Here is an 18967-nt window from a genome sequence, read left to right as displayed (position 1 = left end):
GAAAGCACGCCCTGAGGGTGTGCACGCGCCAGAATGAGGGGCATGCGCACCGTCATCCGCTTCATCAGGCGCTACCCGGTCGTCCCGCTCACCGTGCTGGTCGCGATCATCGTGCTCGTGATGCATGCGGCAGGGCTCGCCCTGGCCGCCCAGGTCATCGCCACCGTGTACGTCGCCGCGTTCATGCTGTGGACGATCGTCGGCATGATCCGCTCGCTGCTCAAGGGACAGTTCGGCCTCGACATCCTCGCGGTGGTGGCCATGGGGGCGACTCTGGCGGTGGGGGAGTACCTCGCCTCACTGATCGTCGTGCTGATGCTCTCCGGCGGTGAAGCCCTCGAGGACTTCGCGTCGTACCGTGCGCGCCGAGATCTGAACGCACTGCTGGAGCGCTCGCCGCAGCGCGCGCATCTGCTCGCCGCCGACGGTTCGCTGCAGGATGTTCCGATCGACCGGGTCGGCGTGGGGGACGTGCTACTGGTGCGTCCGTCGGAGATCGTGCCGGCGGATGCCGCGCTGCTCGATGACAGTGCGGAGTTCGACGAGTCCTCGCTGACCGGTGAGAGCCTTCCGGTGACGAAGTCCGCGGGCGACGAGGTGATGTCCGGGTCGGTGAACGGCGACGACGCTGTGCGACTGCGTGTGCTCCGCCCGGCCGAGCAGAGCCAGTACCAGCAGATCGTGAAGCTGGTCGCGGCGGCCGAGGACTCTCGCGCGCCGGTGGTGCGGCTCGCCGACCGGTACGCGGTGCCGTTCACGATCGTCTCCCTGCTGATCGCGGGTGTCGCATGGGCGGTGGCGGGGGATGCAGCCCGCTTCGCGGAGGTGCTCGTGCTGGCGACACCGTGCCCGCTGTTGATCGCCGCTCCTGTGGCGTTCCTCGGCGGCCTGTCGCAGACCTCTCGACGCGGTGTCATCGTGAAGGGTGGTGCTGTGCTGGAGCAGTTCGGCCGGATCCGGTCCGCGGCCTTCGACAAGACGGGAACTCTGACGCGGGGCCGCCCGGCGCTCATCGACGTGCGCCCGGCGACCGGTTTCGCAGCGGCGGAGGTTCTTCGCGATGCGGCATCCGCCGAGCAGTACTCGACGCATGCGCTGGCCGACGGCATCCGCGCCGCGGCCGAGGCTCGCGGCCTGACCCTGCAGCCCGGATCGCGCGCGCAGGAGGCGGCGACCAACGGTGTCACCGCCGTGATCGACGGCCGTACGGTCGTCGTCGGCAAACCGGCCTACATCGCCTCGCTCACGCCCGATCTCGTGCGGGAGGACCTGCAGCCCGGGGAAGCCGCCGCCTACGTCGCGATCGACGGACGGTACGCAGGAGCGCTGATCCTGTCGGACGAGCTGAGGCCGGAGTCCGGTGCGGTCGTCGGCTGGCTGCGCGAGCACGGCGTGGAGCGCATCGCGATGCTCACCGGCGACGCCCGGCCGACGGCGGAGTCGGTGGCCGCTGCGATCGGGGTGACCGAGGTGCATGCCGAGCTGCTGCCCGCCGACAAGGTTCGCCTGGCGGGCGAGATCGCCCCGCGCCCGATGCTGATGGTGGGCGACGGGGTCAACGACGCCCCCGTGCTCGCCGCTGCTGACGTCGGCGTGGCGATGGGCGCCAAGGGCGCGACCGCAGCGGGGGAGGCCGCGGATGCTGTGATCGTCGCCGACTCGCTGAGCCGGCTGGTCGACGCCATGCGCATCGGCCGGCACACGCTGACCGTCGCGACCACGGCGATCGTGATCGGCATCGTGCTCAGCGTCGGCCTGATGCTCATCGCCACCACCGGCGTGATCCCCGCCGTCGCCGGAGCACTGATCCAGGAGCTCGTCGACCTGGCGACGATCCTCTACGCGCTGCGGGCGCTGCGGCCGCCGAAGGGCACCGGCCTCGGCACCGTGCCGGCGCCGGCGCGGGCGTCAGCCACGCGGGCGGGCTGACGGCAGCACGCCGGCGCCCTCGCGCAGCTCGAAGACCAGCTGGGTCTCCGTCGCGCGCACCACGTCATGCACGGTGATGTGCTCGAGCACGATGTCGCGCAGCGATGCGGCATCGGTCACCGCGACGTGCACGAGGAAGTCGTCGGCACCCGCGATGTGGAACACCTGCAGCACGCCGGGCGTCGCCACCAGCGCATCGAAGAGCGCGTCGACGCCGGACTTGCTGTGGCTGCCGAGCCGCACACGGATGACGGCCTGCACCGGGTAGCCGAGCGAGGCCGGGTCGACGCGCAGTCGCGCACCGAGCAGCACGCCGCGTGCGCGCAGTGAGCGCAACCGGAACGCGCAGGTGGATGCAGGGATGCTGAGTCCCTGGGCGAGATCGCGGACGGTCGCCTCGGGCTGCTCGGCGAGCGCGCCGAGGATGCGCAGGTCGAGCGGGTCGATCGCGGATGCCTGTGTGGTGGCCAATCCGGGCACCTGCCTTCTCCTGGAATCTTGCTGCGACAACAAGATCATGGACCGAAGTCGTGCTCTGAAACAAGCACTGTGGACTGATTCTGTGCCTCGGAGCATTCTGGAGGCATGTCCGATCTGCCGCTGCATCCCGAGACCATCGCCGTCCACGCCGGACGCACCGACTTCGCCGCCCTCGGCGTGCATGCGGCGCCGATCGACCTCTCCACGACCAACCCGCTGCCCGACATCCTGCACGGCGGCGACTCGTACGAGGCGATGGCGACCGGCGGGCATCCGGTGCCGGAAGGCGGCAATGTGTACGCGCGCCTCTGGAACCCGACGGTGGCCCGCTTCGAGGAGGCGCTCGCCGAGCTCGAGCACGCCGAGGCCTCGGTCGCGTTCGCGTCCGGGATGGCCGCGATGACCGCCGCGATCCTCTCGCACACGCAGCCGACCGGCAAGCATCATGTCGTCGCCGTGCGTCCGCTCTACGGCGGCACCGACCATCTTCTCGACTCGGCGCTGCTCGGCACCCGCGTCACGTTCTGCGATGCGCATGAGGTGGCCGGCGCCGTGACGGCCGAGACCGGACTCGTCGTGCTCGAGACCCCGGCCAACCCCACCCTCGACCTCGTCGACATCGCCGCGGTCGTGGCGCAGGCCGGTGAGGTGCCGGTGCTCGTGGACAACACCTTCGCGACGCCGCTGCTGCAGAATCCGCTCGACCTCGGCGCCGCGATGTCGCTGCACAGCGCGACCAAGTACATCGGTGGGCACGGCGACGTGATCGCCGGCGTCATCGCCTGCTCGGAGTCCACCGCTGTCGCACTGCGTCAGGTGCGAGCGATCACCGGGGCGCTGCTGCATCCGCTCGGTGCGTACCTGCTGCACCGCGGGCTCGCGACCCTGCCGGTGCGGCTGGCCGCGCAGCAGGCGGGCGCCGTCGAGCTCGCCGCATGGCTCGCCGAGCAGCCCGCGGTCGCCGAGGTGTTCTTCCCCGGGACGAACCCGGCGGAGCGGGAGCTGGTCGAACGGCAGATGCGCGGTCCCGGCGCGATGATCGCCGTGCGTCTGCGCGGCGGATACGCCGCGGCCGAGGCGCTCACCGGTGCCGTCCGCCTGTTCACGCATGCGGTGTCGCTGGGCGGTGTGGACTCGCTGATCCAGCATCCCGCGGCACTCACGCATCGACCGGTGGCGGCGGAGGCGAGGCCCGGCGCCGACATCGTGCGGCTCTCGATCGGTCTGGAGAACGTCGACGACCTGCGCGCCGATCTGGATCAGGCGCTGACGAAGGCGGACGCCTCGGCCACGCAGACGGTGCGCTGACGCGGCGGCACCGTCTACGGTGGAGGCATGAGCGACAGCACCGACCCGACGCAGCAGTCCGGCTACACCCCGCAGCCGGGGTACACCCCGCAGCCGGCGGACGCGCAGGCCGCCCCCGCCCCCCAGGGCGGATACCAGGCACCGCCCCAGGCCGGGTACCCGGCACCGCCCCAGGCCGGGTACCCGGCACCGTACGCCGGCTACGCGGCGGCGCCGGTCGCGCCGAAGACCAACGTCCTCGCGATCGTCACTTTCGTGCTGGGTCTGCTCGGCTTCGCGATCGTCCCCGTGATCCTGGGACACATCTCGCTCAGTCAGATCAAGCGCACCGCCGAGGGCGGCAAGGTGTTCGCCATCATCGGTCTGGTGCTCGGCTACCTGGCGTGCGCGGCGTACCTGATCCTGATCGTCCTGCTGATCATCGGCAGCCTGTTCTACGCCGCGAACGTCAACTGACGCTCGGTGAGCCGAGGCCCGAGCCGGCGGATTCGCCGGCCGGGCCGAAGCGTGCGAGGGCCAGCAGCGCAGCGGAGATCGCGACGATGATCGCCGCTGCGGAGAAGAACGCCGGCAGCCCGACGGCCTCCGCGATCAGGCCGACTCCCGCGTAGGCCAACGGAGTCAGGCCGAGTGTGAGCAGGGTGAGCACGGCGGTCACTCTGCCGAGCATCGCCGGAGGCGTGGACCGCTGCACCTGTCCCTGGCAGAGCACCATCGTCACGCCACTGGTGATGCCCATGCCCGCTCCGCAGAGCACGGCCGGCATCACTTCCGTCACCGACCCGAACACCAGAAGCAGCGCGGCGGTCGCGACGACGGACAGGAGCACGGCTGACCGCCCTCCCGTGCGCGGCAGGATCGAGAGCAGCACGCTCGTCGCCAGCCCGCCGACGCTGAACGCGGCGAGCACCGCACCGGCCGCCGCAGCCGGCCATCCGCGGTCCTGCACGAGCAGGACCATGCCGGCGGCGACGGGTCCGGAGAACGGCAGCTCCGACAGGGCGGTGCCGATCACGAGAGGCGCGATCCGCAGCCGCCGCACGGTCTGCCAGCCCGAGACGCCTGCCGCGACATCCTTCCGCGCGGAGACTGCCGGCCTGGGGCGGATGGTGCGCAGCAGCAGCACTGAGCCGGCGAAGAGCAGTGCGAGGACGGCGAACGCGGCGGCGGCGCCGGCGAGCAGCAGCACCGCGCCGAGCGCCGGACCGACGGTGTTCGCGATCCGGAGCCCGGTGATCCGCCACGCCTGCAGGCGTGTGAGTTCCTGCTGCGGCACGAGGCGCGCCGGCATCGCCCCCACAGCAGGTATGAAGCAGGCGTCGACGATGCCGAAGAGCACCGCGATGATCATCAGCCACCAGGGGAGAAGCCCCAGGGTGACGGTGAGCAGCGCTGCGGCGATGAGCGTCACTGCCCTGGCCGCGTCGGTCCAGATGGCGATCCTGCGCGGATCGACCCGATCGGCCAGCATCCCGCCGGCGAGCAGGAGCAGCAGTCGCGGGACCGACCCTGCGGCGAGGATGAGGCCGGACCAGGATGCTCCGCCGGCCTCCGACGCCGCCCAGGTGAGGACGAGGTAGTACGAGACGTCTCCGAGAACGGCGAGGGTGTACGCGAATACCCAGCGCACTGCGTCGTGCCGGATGCCGATGCTCATCGCTGCTCGTAGATCTGGAACCGCACCTGCGTCAGCGGGCCGGCCGGTGCGGCTGCGGCCGAGCGATACCGGTCGATGACGGCCATGAGCTCGGCGCGGAGCTGCTGCCGTCGTTCCCCGTCGAGGGCGATCCGCTGGTCGACGAATGCGGATTCCGTCAGCCACTCCGGCTCGGCGCCGGGGACAGCGGAGGCCACCCTCTGCAGCTCGTCCGCCGCGGCGAGTATGACGGACTGCATGTACCTGCGAGCAGATCCGTCGTCGTGTCGAGCGGGATCGAACTGGGAGAAGTCCTCGGCCGCCCGCCACCACCGCTCCCGCTGCGTGCCGAGCGCGGGGTCCTCGACGATGAGCCCGCCTGCCGCCAGACGGCGCAGGTGATAGCTCGCGGCGCCGGAGTCGAGGTCGAACTCGCGACCGAGCGAGCGGGACGTCGCGGGACCGTTCTCGCGCAGTCGGCGCAGGAAGGCCAGCCGGGTCGGATGCGAGAGCACCCGCAGCTGGGCGGTGCTGAGTTCTTCGGCTGCCATGTCGGTCAGGCTAATGTTGCGAAGAACTCTTCGCAACTGTGATCCATGGAACGATGGAGCCATGAACTCTCCGAACGCCACCGCGAACCTCACGAGGGAAGAGACCGCCGAGCGGGCCGCGGGCATCACCCTGCACCGAGTCCGCGTCGAACTCGATCTCACCGGCGCCCCCGAGCGCACCCGCACCGGATTCCCGACCGCGACGACGCTGGAGTTCGACGCCTCGGCATCCGAGACATGGGTCGACTTCATCGGCGAGAGCGTGGACCGCGTGGTCCTCAACGACGTCGAGCAGGACGTGGAGTGGGACGGCGCGCGCATCCGCGTGACCGGTCTCGCGGCGCAGAACACCCTGACCGTCGAGGGCGTCGCCGCATACAGCCGTTCCGGCGAGGGAATGCACCGTTTCCATGACCCGGTCGACAACGAGACCTACCTGTACACCCAGTGCGAGCCCGCCGACTCGCGTCGCGTCATGGCGAGCTTCGAGCAGCCCGATATGAAGGCCTCCTACACCTTCGTCGTGTCCGCGCCGGCCGGCTGGCAGGTGCTCTCGAACCAGCGGCCCGAGCACACCGTCGAGGGAATCGGCGTGCAGACCGTGCAGTTCGCCCCGACGCTGCCGATCTCGAGCTACATCACCTCGGTCGCGGCCGGCCCCTACGCGCGCATCGACGACGAGTGGCACCGCGACGATCAGGTGGTGGAGCTCGGCCTGTTCTGCCGTGCGTCACTGCTGCAGCACCTCGAGTCCGAGGAGTTCCTCACCGTCACCAAGCAGGGACTGGACTTCTTCACCGACGCGTTCGCGTTCCCGTACCCGTGGGGCAAGTACGATCAGATCCTGGTGCCCGAGTACAACCTCGGTGCGATGGAGAACCCCGGTCTGGTGACCTTCACGGAGGCCTACATCAGTCGTGGCGCGTCCACCGACGCGCAGCGCGCCGGGCGGGCGAACACGATCCTGCATGAGATGGCGCACATGTGGTTCGGCGACCTCGTCACGATGCGCTGGTGGGACGACCTGTGGCTCAAGGAGTCGTTCGCCGACTACATGGGCGCGCACGCCCTGGTCGCGGCGACCCGCTTCACGGACGCGTGGGTTTCCTTCGCCAACCGCCGCAAGGCGTGGGCGTACCAGCAGGACCAGCTGCCGACCACGCACCCGATCGTCGCCGACATCCCCGACCTCGAGGCGGCGAAGCTGAACTTCGACGGCATCACCTACGCGAAGGGCGCCTCCGTGCTGAAGCAGCTGGTCGCCTACGTCGGCGAGGACGCGTTCTTCGAGGGCGCCCGCCGGTACTTCGCCGCGCACGCCTACGGCAACACCACGCTCGACGACCTGCTCGTGCAGCTCGAGGAGACCTCGGGACGCGACGTGCGCTCCTGGTCCGCCGCGTGGCTGGAGACCTCCGGTGTCTCGACGCTGTCGCTGGAAGAGGATGCCGACGGTCGGAGCGTCATCGTGCAGACCGATGCCCGCCCGCACCGCCTGCGGGTCGGCCGCTACGACGTGAAGGACGGGACGCCGGTGCTGCGGGATCGGGCCGAACTGGATGTCGCCGATGAGCGCACCCCGTTCGACCGTGCCGACGCCGACCTGGTGCTGATCAACGACGAGGACCTCACCTACGCCAAGGCTCGCCTCGACGAGCGTTCTCTCGCGACGGTGGCGGAGGCGCTCTCGAAGATCGACGACGCGCTCGCGCGCGGTCTGATCTGGGCGTCGCTGTGGAATGCGACCCGCGACGGCGAACTGTCGGCTCAGCAGTACCTCGCGATCGTCCGTCGTCACGCGCAGGCCGAGGGCAGCATCCTGCTGCTCCCCGGCGTGCTGATGAACGCGCAGTTCGCCGTGCGGCACTACGTCCCGGGCGATTCCCGCGCGGCCGAGCAGAGCGCATGGCTGGAGCTGACCTGGAAGGCGCTGCAGGCGGCGGAGGCCGGCAGCGACGCGCAGCTGGCCTGGGCACGCGCGTTCGCCGAGGCGGCCGCCTACGACGACGGGCACGGAGAGGACGTGCGGCGGATGCTGGACGGCGCTGCGCCCGAGGGGCTCACTCTCGACCCCGACCTGCGCTGGGAACTGCTGACCGCGCTCACCACCACCGGGGCAGCGGGCCCGGAGGAGGTCGAGTCCGAGCTGAGTCGCGACGACACGGCATCCGGTCGCACGGCCGGCAGGCGTGCTCTGGCCTCGCGTCCGACGGCCGAGGTGCGCGCCGCGGACTGGGATGCCGCCTGGAACGACCACACGCTCACGAACGATCACCTGGATGCCGAGATCCAGGGCTTCCGTGCAGGCGGACGGCGCGACCTCATCGCCGCGTTCGACGGCGAGTACTTCGACCGGATCGCCCCCGCGTGGGCCGAGCGCAGCATCGAACTGGCCAAGCGACTCGTGGCGGGGCTGTTCCCTGCATCCGATTCGCTGGAGCCAGTGGATGCCTGGCTCGCCGCTCACGAGGACGCACCGGCCTCGCTGCGCCGGATCGTCATCGAGCAGCGCGACCATCTCGCTCGCGACCTGCGGGTGCGCGCCGCACAGCCGGTCGCGGACTGACGTCAGTGCACAGACGGCCCCCTGCACTTTCGCGGTGCAGGGGGCCGTCGCGGTTCGGCGGTCAGTCGGCCGACGTCAGCTCGGCGACGGTGCTGACGCCCAGCGCGCGATGAGCGGGACGATCGTCGCTGAGGGTCAGGAACATGAGCGCGAAGTACGCCGCCCACGCCCGCGCTCTCACCCAGGTCGCATCGTCGTAGCGGCTGCCTGTGGCGCTCCGGAACCGGTGCCGTCCGGCGTCGTCGAAGAGCAGCCACCCTGCGGCGAGGTCGCAGGCGGGATCGCCGGCGCTCACGTCTCCGAAGTCGATGAGCGCCGCAAGCCCGCCGTTCCGCAGCAGGATGTTGCCGGGATGAAGGTCTCCGTGGATCCAGGTGGACCGATCGACGTGCGGAGCCTTCAGTCCCGCCTCCCACGCGGCCACGAGTGAGCCGGGGGTCGCCGTGAGCGCCAGGCGCTCACGCATGGCCTCGTCGCGGGAGACGAGTGGCACGCCACGGACGGGATTGCGCGGCGCATCCGCGGGTGCGGGAACGTGCAGCGCCGATAGCGCCGACGCGAGCGATGGTGCCCATTCCGAGTTCGCGGCCCGCGCGACACCCAGGGCGTGGGTTCCCTCGATCCACGGGATCACCGACCAGGGCCAGGGGAATGTCGCGGTTGCGCGCCCCGCGATCACCGGGACCGGAGTGAGGACGCCGGCGGCCGCCAGACGCGGGCCGATCTCCGGCAGCGCGCGCTGCTCGTGCGCAATGAGCGGGACCGCGAGTTCGCGGCGCGGAACACGCACGGCGAGGTCGTCGCCGAGGCGCCAGATCGCGTTGTCCCAGCCGTCCGCGACGAGGGTCAGGGGCAGGTCGGCGAGGTGAGGAGCGTCGGCGCGCAGCAGCGAGCGGACGCCGTCCTCCTCGAGGGAGTGCTCCGCGGCGGGGGAGTCCGCCATGCTCAGAGATCGAGCGAGTCGCCGGGCTCGAGCGTGAAGAACTCGCCGCCGCCCTGCTCCGTCGACCACTGCAGGCGCCCACGATGCATGTTCTTGCCGATCACGGAGAGCGTCATGTCGTGCACGCCGAACGCTCGGCGAGGTGCGACCGCCAGGACGAAGTCCATCGCCTCGCCGATCTTCAGCCACGGCGCACCTACGGGCGCGGCAAGAGTGGAGACCTCGACGCCGTCGGGCACGGTGTAGGAGTCGCCGGGGTAGTACAGCTCGTCGTTCACGAGCACGCCGACGTTCTCGACGACCGGGAGCGACGAATGGATCACCGCGTGCTCGCCGCCGAAGAACCGCAGCGTGAAGGAACCCGCGGTCACCGTGTCTCCCGGGGCGACGACCGTGATCTCGTAGCCGTCGGCGGCGGCCGCGACACCGGCGGGGGCGAACACAGGGGTGCCCGGAGCGGCGAGCAGGATGCGGTCGAGGTGTTCCGGAGTCCAGTGGTCGGGATGCTCGTGGGTGATCACGACCGCGACGACCTTTCGCAGGTCGTCCAACGGCGCGGTGAACGAGCCCGGGTCGATGATCAGGGTGTCGCTTCCCTCGTCGATGCGGAGGGCGGCATGTTCGAATTTCGTGACGCGCATGGGTCGAGTCAACTCCTGCGGGCCCGCGCGCGCAAACGGATCGCGACACGCCCGTGATCCGCTTCCCGGGCGCTCCGATTTGGATGCGTGCGAATCGTCATGTCATACTTGAACAGTTGTCGCGGGACGGAAAAGTTCCGCAAGACGGCCCCATCGTATAGCGGCCTAGTACGCCGCCCTCTCACGGCGGTAACGCGGGTTCGAATCCCGCTGGGGTCACGGACAACCGCAGAAGGCCCCCGGTTCATTCCGGGGGCCTTCTGCGTATCCGGCGTCGGTGTCAGGCGCGGCGGGCGAGCGGAAGCAGATCGTCGACCCGCGCCGAGAGACCGGTGCGCGCGTCGACGAGGTCGACGAGCACGAACGCGAGGATGACGCCGCATGCTCCGCACAGCGCCCCCGCGACGACGTCCGAGGGATAGTGCACGCCCGCGTGCAGGCGCGCGAGAGCGACCGTGACCGTGGCCGCTGCGCCTGCCGCGAGAACCCACCATCGTGCTCGCGTGCGCCAGGCGAGGAGCACGCACGCCGTCGAGAGCGCCCCGATGAACGCCACGTGTGCGCTGGGGTAGGACGGATCCGTCTCGGCGACACCCAGATGCTGAGGGAGCGACTGCCAGTCCGGCCGAGGCCGAGCGACGATGAGCTTCAGCACGCCCACCCCACCCCAACTCAGCCCGACGGCGAGTGCCGCGGCGACCGCCGTCGCCACGCTCCGAGACCATGTCGAGACGAAGACCGCGAACGTCACGCCGATCCCGATCGCCGATGCCGGGCCCAGGCCGGTGCCCACGGTCTCCGAGAGTCCGTCGGCGCCCGGGATGCGGATTCCGTTCAACGTGAGCACGGCTCCGAACTCGGCGGTGCTGCCGCGCAGCAGCAGTCCGCCGATCAGCGCGAGCAGGATGCCCGCCACGGCGACGGATGCCGCAGGGTGCAGCGAGTGCGCGGTCCCTGGCCAGAGCAGCCCGGATGCGCGCCCCCGTGCGGCCGCATCGGGTCGCGACCGCACGTGGTGTTCGGTGCGTGTGCTCACGCGGGCATCCGGTCCGCCGCGAGCGACGCGGTGATGACCTTCGGCGCGACGACCCGGCCCTGTTCGCGCACGAACCAGGCGACGGCGGCGACGATGCAGACGGTGAACACGATACTGACCGGGATCGTCCCGAACCCGAGCCCGCCGTCGGCGACCGGCTGCGACAGCAGATCGCCCAGTGAGGCGCCGAGCGGGCGGGTGAGCACGTACGCGGTCCAGAAGGCGAGCACGGCGTTCAGCCCGAACGTGAACCTGGCCAGCGCGACGAGCAGCAGGGCGGCCAGGAACACCGCGGCGGAGAGGGCGTAGCCGAGGTTCAGCGCCTCGCCGAGAAGGTCGCCGCCGGCGGTGCCGAGAGCGAAGGTCACCAGGATCGCCGCCCAGTAGAACGCCTCGCGCTTCGGGGTGTCGATGGAATGGATCGACAGAGTGCGCTCCTGCAGCCACCAGATCAAGAAGACGGCGGCCAGGACGACGGCGAAGACAGTGGTGGTCACGCCCAGCGGCACACCGACGACGTCGGTGAGCATGTCGCTGGCCAGGGTGCCGGCGACCGATATCAGGACGACCACGATCCAGTACCGGACCGGCGAGTACGCCCTGGCACGGAACTGAGCGACGAGCGCGACGGCCAGGAGTGCGCCGACGACCACAGTGGTGACGCCCATTCCCCAGCCGAGTGTTCCGGAGAGCAGATCAGCGCCCGTCTCGCCCACGGTCGTCGACATCATCTTCACCAGCCAGAACAGCAGAGTGACCTCTGGCACTTTGTTCAGCATCCGGCGTTGCGTGCTGTCCATCATTGGAATGCTCCCTTCTCGGGTGTCCGCTTCGGACGACCGCAGAGCTCACGCTAGAGAGGGGTTCGTGACGGGAGCGTGACGGGAAGCTGTGACGCGACTATGCGTCGCGGTCCGGCAGCGTGATCGTGGCGGTCGTCCCGGCACCGGGCGTGCTCTGCAGACGGGCCCGCCCACTGTGGAGCTCTGCGATCCTGCGCACCAGAGAGAGGCCGATGCCGTGTCCAGGCGTGCTTCGTGCGGCATCCGCCCGCCAGAACCGATCGAAGGCGCGTGCGGCATCCTCTGGCGCCATCCCGGGCCCGTCGTCGGTAACAGCGATGCGCAGGCCGTCATGATCCCGCGTGTACGATACGTCGATCGGATGCTCCGTCGGCGAGTACTTCGCGGCGTTCTCGACCAGATTCACGGCAGCCCGGGTGACCAGCTCGGGCTGAGCGAGCCGGATCGACAGGCCCTCGGTGCGCAGCCGTACGCGGCGGAGCATCTCTTCGGGGAGTGCCTGCAGCAGCTGCTGCCCGAGCGCGTCAGGTGTGGTCTCCGGCCCGGGGTCTGACAGGTGCTCGTCGCGGGCGAGCAGCAGAAGGTCGCCGGTCAGCGCGTCCAGCTCGCCCAGCGCGTCTAGTGCGGTGCCGATCGCTGTCCGGTACGCCGCGCCCTCACGCGGGCGCAGCAGCGCCAGCTCGAGCTCGCCCTGGGCGACGGCGATCGGCGTGCGCAGTTCGTGCGAGGCGTCGTCGACGAAGGCCTGCTGGGCCTCCAGGCTCGCGCGCACCGGTCGCAGCGCACTCCGGGCGAGCAGGTAACTGACCGGCGGGGCGAGCACGACGACCGCCCCGAAGCAGATCAGTAGCGCGGCGCGCAGCGTCACGTCGGCGCGATCGAGCGCCTCTTCGGTTGCGCCGGGGATCTCCACGTCGAAGGCGATCGTGGCGTAGACCGCGACCCCGATCGCGAACACGGCGACGACCCCGATGATGATCGCCGAGTAGAGCACAGTCAGGCGCAGCGTCGCGCGGCGGATGATCATCGCGGATCGCCCTCGGCGTGCAGGACGTATCCGCTGCCTCGGCGCGTGGTGATCGGGTCGGGCCTGCCGGGGGAGGAGAGCTTCCCCCGGAGATGTCGGATCGTCGACGCGACGACGTTGCTGTACCCGTCGTAGTGGGCATCCCAGGCGTGATCGATGAACTCCGAGGTCGAGACCACCCGTCCGGGGTTGCGCATCAAGAGCTCCAGGACGGCGAACTCGCGGGCCGTCAGGTCTATCGACCTGTCGTCCCTCGTCACGGTGCGACTGGCCGGGTCGAGCGACACACCGGCGACCTCCAGCACGGGGGACACCGCGAGAGGAGCGCGACGCAGCAGTGCGCGCACGCGAGCCAGCAGCTCAGACAGATGGAACGGCTTGGTCAAGTAGTCATCTGCGCCGGAGTCCAGCCCGGCGACGCGGTGCGCGGGCGCATCCAGCGCCGTCAGCAGCAGGATCGGCGTTGCCGTGTCGCGTTCGCGTACGCGGCGGCACAGGGCGACGCCGTCCATCGACCCGGGCAGCATGATGTCGAGGACCAGCAGGTCGGAGGCATCCGTCTCTATCTCGAACAGCGCCGAATCGCTGTCGGCGTGCGAGCTCACGGCGTATCCGCTCTCGCGCAGCGCGCGCTCGAGCAGGGAGCGCAGTCGCGCGTCGTCCTCCGCGATCAGGATCCGCATCCGGTCAGGATACGGCCGTATCCCGTGAGCCGAACCCGCCCGCGGTACGTTCTCGCACCGCGCCGGCCCGGACGGCTCAGACCTCCGGGGCGGACTCCGGCTCGGGCACAGGCTCGGCTTCGGGTTCCTTCTCCCTCTGCAGCGACAGGCTGCGCAGCTGCGGGTTGCGCAGCGGGATGATCATCAGCAGCGCCATGGAACCGCCGAAGATCGCGAACGGCACCCACAGTGGGAGGATGCCCGCCAGCGCGCCGAAGACCGCCATGCCCGCAGGCATGAGGCAGTCGTCGCCGAGCCGGAGAATCGAACCGAGGCGGCCCAGATAGTCCGGGGCGGCGGTCGCGGCGAAGGTCGCACTGAGGAGGGACGAGGCGTACCCGGCGGTGAATCCGATCGCCAGGCATCCGGCGCCGACGACGAACTGGTTCCCGAGCCCCAGGCTGATGATGCCTGCTCCCTGAACCATCAGCGCGGCGAACCCGCCGATCGCCTCGTGGCGCGGGCGCCAGCGCACCACCGTCAGGGCGCCGGCCATGGCGCCGCCCCCGACGAGCGCGTCGAAGACGCCGACGGCGCCCGCGCCCCAGCCGCGCGACGTGGCCAGCAGCGGCAGTCCGATGGCGAGTGCCGGCCCCACGGCGAGGTTCAGGCCCGACAGCGCGATCACCAGGGTGCGTGTCGCACGCTCCCGGCCGAGGTGCCGGAACCCGTCGGCGACACCGCGCAGCACGCTCTGCTCGCTGGAGGCCCGGGGGAGTGCGAAACGCGGACGCAGCCACAGCACGATGAACACGATCACGACGATGTAGGTCAGGGTGTTCAGTCCGGCGCTGCCGGTGATGCCGTATGCCGCGACGAGGAACCCGCCCGCGGCGGAGCCCGCCATCGTGCCCAGACGCGAGAGGGTCTGGCTGAGGGCGGCGTAGGCCGGCAGATCCGCGGGGGCGACGAGCTGACGGGGCATGGTTCCCGCCGCGGGCTCGAAGAACGCATCGCACAGACCGAATGCGATGCTCGCGATCAGCAGCAGGGCGACGGTCGGCTGTGCGGCCAGGCACCAGATGGCGACCGTGACCAGCACGACCACGCGCAGCGCGTTGAACAGGATCATGAGCCGCCTGGCATCCGCCCTGTCCGCGTATGCGCCGCCGATCAGGAGCACCACTGCGCGGGGGATCGTGCCGGCCGCGACGACGAGGCCGGCGACAGCAGGGGAGGCGATCTGCACCGCGGTCCAGGCGAAGGCGATCGTGAAGATCGCGTCTCCGGCATCCGACAGCGCCTTGATGACCAGCCACGCCTGCACCATCCTGTCGCGTGCGAATGCCGGCGGCGTGCGCAGCATCGTGGGTTCTGCGGTCGTCATGTCATACCTCCGTCGGGAAGCCGTGGGCGAAGAAGTAGACAGGCGTGCGCGCCTGCCCGTCGTCGCCGTCGATGTCGGATCGCCACTCCTCGAGCATCCGCAGCAGCCGCTCCTGCAGATCGAGCAGCTCGTCCTGCGTGGCCCAGGCGAGCGTGTCGGTGTTGAACCCCGACCAGTCGCTGCTGTCGGAGACCCGGTACCAGCGCTTCAGCCGCTCGAGCTGGTTGCGCAGGTTCGCACGCTGTGCCTCACGCGCCAGCAGCGCATCGGAGGGCGAGTCGAAGTCCTCCGACGACCAGGAGAACGATCGCCTGCTCAACTGCCACCAACTGGTGCGTCTGTCGCCGGAGGGGTCGTCGACCTGTTCCACGACACCCGCCTTCTGGAGCATACGGAGGTGATGACTGATGCTGCCGACCTGGACGTCGAAGGCGCGCGCGAACGTGCCCACCTGCGTCGGGCCGTGCAGCAGCAGGCGGTCGATGATGCGCCGTCGCAGGGGGTGCGAGATGGCGGTGATGACGTCGATCTGTTCCACGCAGGTAAACGTAAGCGCGATCCGCGAATCTCACAAGAGGTCTTGTATACCTCGGAAAATCAAGGAAGTCAGGGAAGTCGCATGGCATCCGACCGGCCGCGTGTCCGGTAGTATTGACTCCGCGAGAGGGAGTATCCCGTCCACCGCGCGTCCGTCATCACGAGCATCGCCATCGCTGCTCCGGGCACGCACCGCATGAGAATGCGGGGGAGAGACTTTCGGTCCTCACCGAACCCTCTCGAAAGGCGTCCTGCCCGTGGACTTCATCCCCGTCTGGTTCGAGATCACCGCCATGGTGGTCCTCGTCCTCATCCTCATCGGCGACCTCCTGCTGGTGCGGCTGCGCCCGCACATCCCCAGCACGAAGGAGTCCACGCTCTGGGTGGTGTTCTACGTCACCCTCGCACTGGCCTTCGCCGGCCTGCTCTGGATCGTCTCCGACGGAGAGACCGCGGCGCACTTCGTCACCGGATGGGCGCTGGAGTACAGCCTCTCGATCGACAACCTGTTCGTCTTCGTGCTGATCATGGCCCAGTTCGCCGTGCCGAGGCGTCTGCAGCAGCAGGTGCTGATGGTCGGCATCATCATCGCGCTCGTGCTGCGCGGCATCTTCATCATGCTGGGCGTCGCGGTGATCGAGAACTTCGCACCGGTCTTCTACCTGTTCGGCGCGTACCTGATCTACACCGCCATCAAGCAGGCCATGCCCGAGGGCGACCACGACGACGACGTGAAGCGCGAGGGCTTCATGGTGCGCCTGGTGCGTCGCTTCGTCGACATCAGCGATCACTACGACGACAACAAGCTGCGCACCGAGGTCGACGGCAAGCGCATGTTCACCCCGATGGTGCTCGTGTTCGTCGTGATCGGCGTGACCGACCTCATGTTCGCGATCGACTCGATCCCGGCGATCTTCTCGATCACCTCGAACGGCTTCATCGTGTTCACCGCGAACATCTTCGCCCTGATGGGTCTGCGTCAGCTCTACTTCCTGCTCGGCGACCTGCTCGACAAGCTGCGCTACCTGCACTACGGCATCGCCGTGATCCTCGGCTTCATCGGCGTGAAGCTGATCCTGCACGCCATGCACGAGAACTCGCTGCCGTTCATCAATGGCGGCAAGCCGATCGAGTGGGCCCCCGACATCAGCACCTGGATGTCGCTCGGCGTCATCCTGGTCTCGATGACCGTCGCGACCGTGGCCAGCCTCATCGCGGCGGCTCGCGACAAGCGCAAGGCCGCTGTCACACAGTGACCCCGGCGGCGTCGGGCGGATGCGCCGCATGTAGACTTGCCCGCATGCAGGCGGTGCAGCTTCTCCTTAGCAGCCGCGGCGAGACCTCGATCTAGGCCTCTCTCGCCGCGGTGTCTCGCGTGGGCCGCACCTGAACCCAGTGGAGAAGTAATCGCATGACAGACGCATCCGCCCGCCCCCGCACCCTGGCCGAGAAGGTCTGGGACGACCATCTCGTGGTCAAGGGCGAGAACGGCGAGCCCGACCTCATCTACATCGACCTGCACCTGGTGCACGAGGTCACCAGTCCGCAGGCCTTCGACGGGCTGCGGGCGGAGGGGCGCCCGCTGCGCCGTCTCGACCTGACCATCGCGACCGAGGACCACAACACCCCGACGCTCGCGATCGACAAGCCGATCGCCGACCTCACCAGCCGCACCCAGATCGAGACGCTGCGGCGCAACGCCGAGGAGTTCGGGGTGCGCCTGCACTCGCTGGGCGACGCCGAGCAGGGCATCGTGCACGTGGTGGGTCCCCAGCTGGGCCTGACCATGCCGGGGATCACGGTCGTCTGCGGCGATTCGCACACCTCCACGCACGGCGCGTTCGGGGCGATGGCCTTCGGTATCGGCACCAGCGAGGTCGAGCACGTCATGGCCACGCAGACGCTGCCACTGAAGCCGTTCAAGACGATGGCGATCAACGTCGAGGGCACGCTGCGCCCCGGCGTCACTGCGAAGGACATCATCCTCGCCGTGATCGCCAAGATCGGCACCGGCGGCGGACAGGGTTACGTGCTCGAGTACCGCGGCAGCGCGATCCGCGCGCTCTCCATGGAGGGCCGCATGACGATCTGCAACATGTCGATCGAGGCCGGTGCGCGCGCCGGCATGGTCGCACCCGACGAGACCACGTTCGAGTACGTCAAGGGCCGCCCGCACGCGCCCGAGGGCCAGGACTGGGAAGACGCGGTCGCCTACTGGCGCACGCTGCCCACCGATCAGGGCGCCGAGTTCGACGCCGAGGTGTTCATCGATGCGAACGAGCTCGAGCCGTTCGTCACCTGGGGCACCAACCCCGGCCAGGGCAGCTCGCTGTCGTCGGCCGTCCCCGACCCGGCCGAGATCGCCGACCCGAACGCCCGCGCCGCTGCTGAGCGCGCGCTCGAGTACATGGACCTCACACCCGGCACGCCGCTGAAGGACGTGCAGGTGGATGCCGTGTTCATGGGCTCGTGCACCAACAGCCGCATCGAGGATCTGCGCGCGTTCGCCTCGGTCATCAAGGGCAAGAAGAAGGCCGACGGCGTGCGCGTCATGGTCGTGCCCGGCTCGGCCCGTGTCCGCCTCGAGGCCGAGGCCGAGGGCATCGACAGGATCGTCGAGGACTTCGGCGCCGAGTGGCGCTTCGCCGGGTGCTCGATGTGCCTGGGCATGAACCCCGACCAGCTCGCCCCCGGCGAGCGGTGCGCATCGACGTCCAACCGCAACTTCGAGGGCAGGCAGGGCAAGGGCGGTCGCACCCACCTGGTGTCACCCCTGGTGGCCGCGGCCACCGCCATCCGCGGCACGCTGTCGAGCCCGAGCGACCTGGTCGCCGAGGAGGAGGTCTGAATCATGGAGAAGTTCACCACGCACACCGGTGTCGCCGCGCCCCTGAAGCGCTCCAACGTCGACACCGACCAGATCATCCCCGCCGTGTTCCTGAAGCGCGTCACCAAGACCGGCTTCGACGACGCGCTGTTCCACGCCTGGCGGCAGGACCCGGAGTTCGTGCTCAACCAGGAGCCGTTCCAGAAGGCGTCCGTGCTCGTCGCCGGGCCCGACTTCGGCACCGGCTCCAGCCGTGAGCACGCGGTGTGGGCGCTGCGCGACTACGGCTTCAAGGTCGTGCTGAGCCCCCGTTTCGCCGACATCTTCCGCGGCAACTCCGGCAAGCAGGGCCTGCTCGCGGCGACGGTCGACGAGGCCGACATCGAGCGCATCTGGGCGCTGATCGACGAGGATCCTGGTCGTGAGATCACGGTCGACCTCGAGGCGCGAACCGCCACGATCGGCGACTTCCAGACCGCCATCGGGATCGACGATTACACTAGATGGCGGCTCCTCGAAGGGCTCGATGACATCGGGCTCACCCTGCGCAACGAAGACAAGATCGCGCAGTTCGAGGCCCGCCGCGAATCGTGGCGGCCACGCACGCTCCCCGTACGCTGACGCCGGGAGGTCC

The 18967-nt window shown here is 69.7% G+C and carries 18 protein-coding genes and 1 tRNA gene; 8 read left to right on the top strand and 11 right to left on the bottom strand.

The features are described 5' to 3' along the window. The first annotated feature begins 42 nt into the window (after positions 1-42). Positions 43-1929: a heavy metal translocating P-type ATPase gene (locus ACFVAE_RS03405; protein ID WP_378887874.1), complete on the top strand. Its 1887-nt coding sequence runs from the start codon at positions 43-45 to the stop codon at positions 1927-1929. Here the strand turns inward: ACFVAE_RS03405 and ACFVAE_RS03400 are convergent. Beyond that, positions 1909-2400 carry an Lrp/AsnC family transcriptional regulator gene (locus tag ACFVAE_RS03400; RefSeq protein ID WP_378887872.1) on the bottom strand — a complete coding sequence of 164 codons (492 nt, stop codon included), beginning with the start codon at positions 2398-2400 and terminating at the stop codon, positions 1909-1911. The genes ACFVAE_RS03405 and ACFVAE_RS03400 overlap by 21 nt on opposite strands. 114 nt (positions 2401-2514) lie before the next feature. Here ACFVAE_RS03400 and ACFVAE_RS03395 point away from each other — a divergent pair, with 114 nt between their 5' ends. Continuing rightward, on the top strand, positions 2515-3717 hold the full coding sequence (locus ACFVAE_RS03395; RefSeq protein WP_378887870.1) for a trans-sulfuration enzyme family protein: 1203 nt from the start codon (positions 2515-2517) through the stop codon (positions 3715-3717). Between the two features lie 27 nt (positions 3718-3744). Next, positions 3745-4173: a DUF4190 domain-containing protein gene (locus ACFVAE_RS03390; protein ID WP_378887868.1), complete on the top strand. Its 429-nt coding sequence runs from the start codon at positions 3745-3747 to the stop codon at positions 4171-4173. Here ACFVAE_RS03390 and ACFVAE_RS03385 read toward each other — a convergent pair. Together ACFVAE_RS03385 and ACFVAE_RS03380 are read right to left on the bottom strand one after the other, a co-directional pair. After that, positions 4166-5374: an MFS transporter gene (locus tag ACFVAE_RS03385; protein WP_378887866.1), complete on the bottom strand. Its 1209-nt coding sequence runs from the start codon at positions 5372-5374 to the stop codon at positions 4166-4168. The two genes, ACFVAE_RS03390 and ACFVAE_RS03385, sit on opposite strands and share 8 nt — an antisense overlap. Beyond that, positions 5371-5904 carry a helix-turn-helix domain-containing protein gene (locus tag ACFVAE_RS03380; protein ID WP_378887864.1) on the bottom strand — a complete coding sequence of 178 codons (534 nt, stop codon included), beginning with the start codon at positions 5902-5904 and terminating at the stop codon, positions 5371-5373. Before ACFVAE_RS03380 ends, ACFVAE_RS03385 begins: the two co-directional genes overlap by 4 nt. Before the next feature lie 61 nt (positions 5905-5965). Between ACFVAE_RS03380 and pepN the strand changes: the two genes are divergently transcribed. Continuing rightward, positions 5966-8470 carry an aminopeptidase N gene (gene pepN, locus ACFVAE_RS03375; RefSeq protein ID WP_378887862.1) on the top strand — a complete coding sequence of 835 codons (2505 nt, stop codon included), beginning with the start codon at positions 5966-5968 and terminating at the stop codon, positions 8468-8470. A 61-nt stretch (positions 8471-8531) separates the two neighbouring features. Here the strand turns inward: pepN and ACFVAE_RS03370 are convergent, their stop codons facing one another. Together ACFVAE_RS03370 and ACFVAE_RS03365 are read right to left on the bottom strand one after the other, a co-directional pair. Continuing rightward, positions 8532-9413, bottom strand: coding sequence for an aminoglycoside phosphotransferase family protein (locus tag ACFVAE_RS03370; RefSeq protein ID WP_378887860.1), 882 nt, complete (start codon positions 9411-9413; stop codon positions 8532-8534). Between the two features lie 2 nt (positions 9414-9415). Continuing rightward, positions 9416-10054: an MBL fold metallo-hydrolase gene (locus ACFVAE_RS03365; protein WP_378887858.1), complete on the bottom strand. Its 639-nt coding sequence runs from the start codon at positions 10052-10054 to the stop codon at positions 9416-9418. A 146-nt stretch (positions 10055-10200) separates the two neighbouring features. On the opposite strand from ACFVAE_RS03365, the gene ACFVAE_RS03360 reads away from it, so the two are divergent. Continuing rightward, positions 10201-10273: transfer RNA gene (locus ACFVAE_RS03360), tRNA-Glu, on the top strand. 61 nt (positions 10274-10334) lie between these two features. On the opposite strand, the gene ACFVAE_RS03355 is transcribed toward ACFVAE_RS03360, so the two are convergent. The 6 genes from ACFVAE_RS03355 to ACFVAE_RS03330 form a co-directional block, all read right to left on the bottom strand. Further along, on the bottom strand, positions 10335-11090 hold the full coding sequence (locus tag ACFVAE_RS03355; RefSeq protein ID WP_378887856.1) for a phosphatase PAP2 family protein: 756 nt from the start codon (positions 11088-11090) through the stop codon (positions 10335-10337). Next, positions 11087-11890, bottom strand: a complete 804-nt coding sequence (locus tag ACFVAE_RS03350; protein WP_378887854.1) for a hypothetical protein — start codon at positions 11888-11890, stop codon at positions 11087-11089. Before ACFVAE_RS03350 ends, ACFVAE_RS03355 begins: the two co-directional genes overlap by 4 nt. Before the next feature lie 100 nt (positions 11891-11990). After that, positions 11991-12920, bottom strand: coding sequence for a sensor histidine kinase (locus ACFVAE_RS03345; protein ID WP_378887852.1), 930 nt, complete (start codon positions 12918-12920; stop codon positions 11991-11993). Next, positions 12917-13603 (bottom strand): response regulator transcription factor, encoded by a 687-nt coding sequence (locus ACFVAE_RS03340; protein WP_378887850.1) that lies wholly within the window; start codon positions 13601-13603, stop codon positions 12917-12919. Before ACFVAE_RS03340 ends, ACFVAE_RS03345 begins: the two co-directional genes overlap by 4 nt. 76 nt (positions 13604-13679) lie before the next feature. Then, on the bottom strand, positions 13680-14969 hold the full coding sequence (locus tag ACFVAE_RS03335; protein ID WP_378887848.1) for an MFS transporter: 1290 nt from the start codon (positions 14967-14969) through the stop codon (positions 13680-13682). Position 14970: 1 nt separating this feature from the next. Continuing rightward, a complete protein-coding gene (locus ACFVAE_RS03330; protein ID WP_378887846.1) occupies positions 14971-15507 on the bottom strand; it encodes an ArsR/SmtB family transcription factor in 537 nt (178 codons plus the stop codon). Positions 15508-15763: 256 nt separating this feature from the next. Between ACFVAE_RS03330 and ACFVAE_RS03325 the strand changes: the two genes are divergently transcribed. From ACFVAE_RS03325 to leuD, 3 genes are all read left to right on the top strand, one after another. Then, positions 15764-16762 carry a TerC/Alx family metal homeostasis membrane protein gene (locus tag ACFVAE_RS03325; RefSeq protein WP_378887844.1) on the top strand — a complete coding sequence of 333 codons (999 nt, stop codon included), beginning with the start codon at positions 15764-15766 and terminating at the stop codon, positions 16760-16762. Positions 16763-16917: 155 nt separating this feature from the next. Next, positions 16918-18354, top strand: coding sequence for a 3-isopropylmalate dehydratase large subunit (leuC, locus tag ACFVAE_RS03320; protein WP_378887842.1), 1437 nt, complete (start codon positions 16918-16920; stop codon positions 18352-18354). Positions 18355-18357: 3 nt separating this feature from the next. Then, the gene (gene leuD / locus ACFVAE_RS03315) at positions 18358-18954 is read left to right on the top strand and encodes a 3-isopropylmalate dehydratase small subunit (RefSeq protein ID WP_378857691.1); all 597 of its coding nucleotides are present in this window, start codon (positions 18358-18360) and stop codon (positions 18952-18954) included. Positions 18955-18967: the final 13 nt, after the last annotated feature.

The sequence above is a fragment of the Microbacterium sp. NPDC057659 genome (genome assembly GCF_042799915.1).
In the GTDB taxonomy this organism is placed as follows: Bacteria; Actinomycetota; Actinomycetes; order Actinomycetales; family Microbacteriaceae; genus Microbacterium.
The sequence above is the reverse complement of the archived record's forward strand: the minus strand, read 5'-3'. Positions and strand labels throughout refer to the sequence as shown.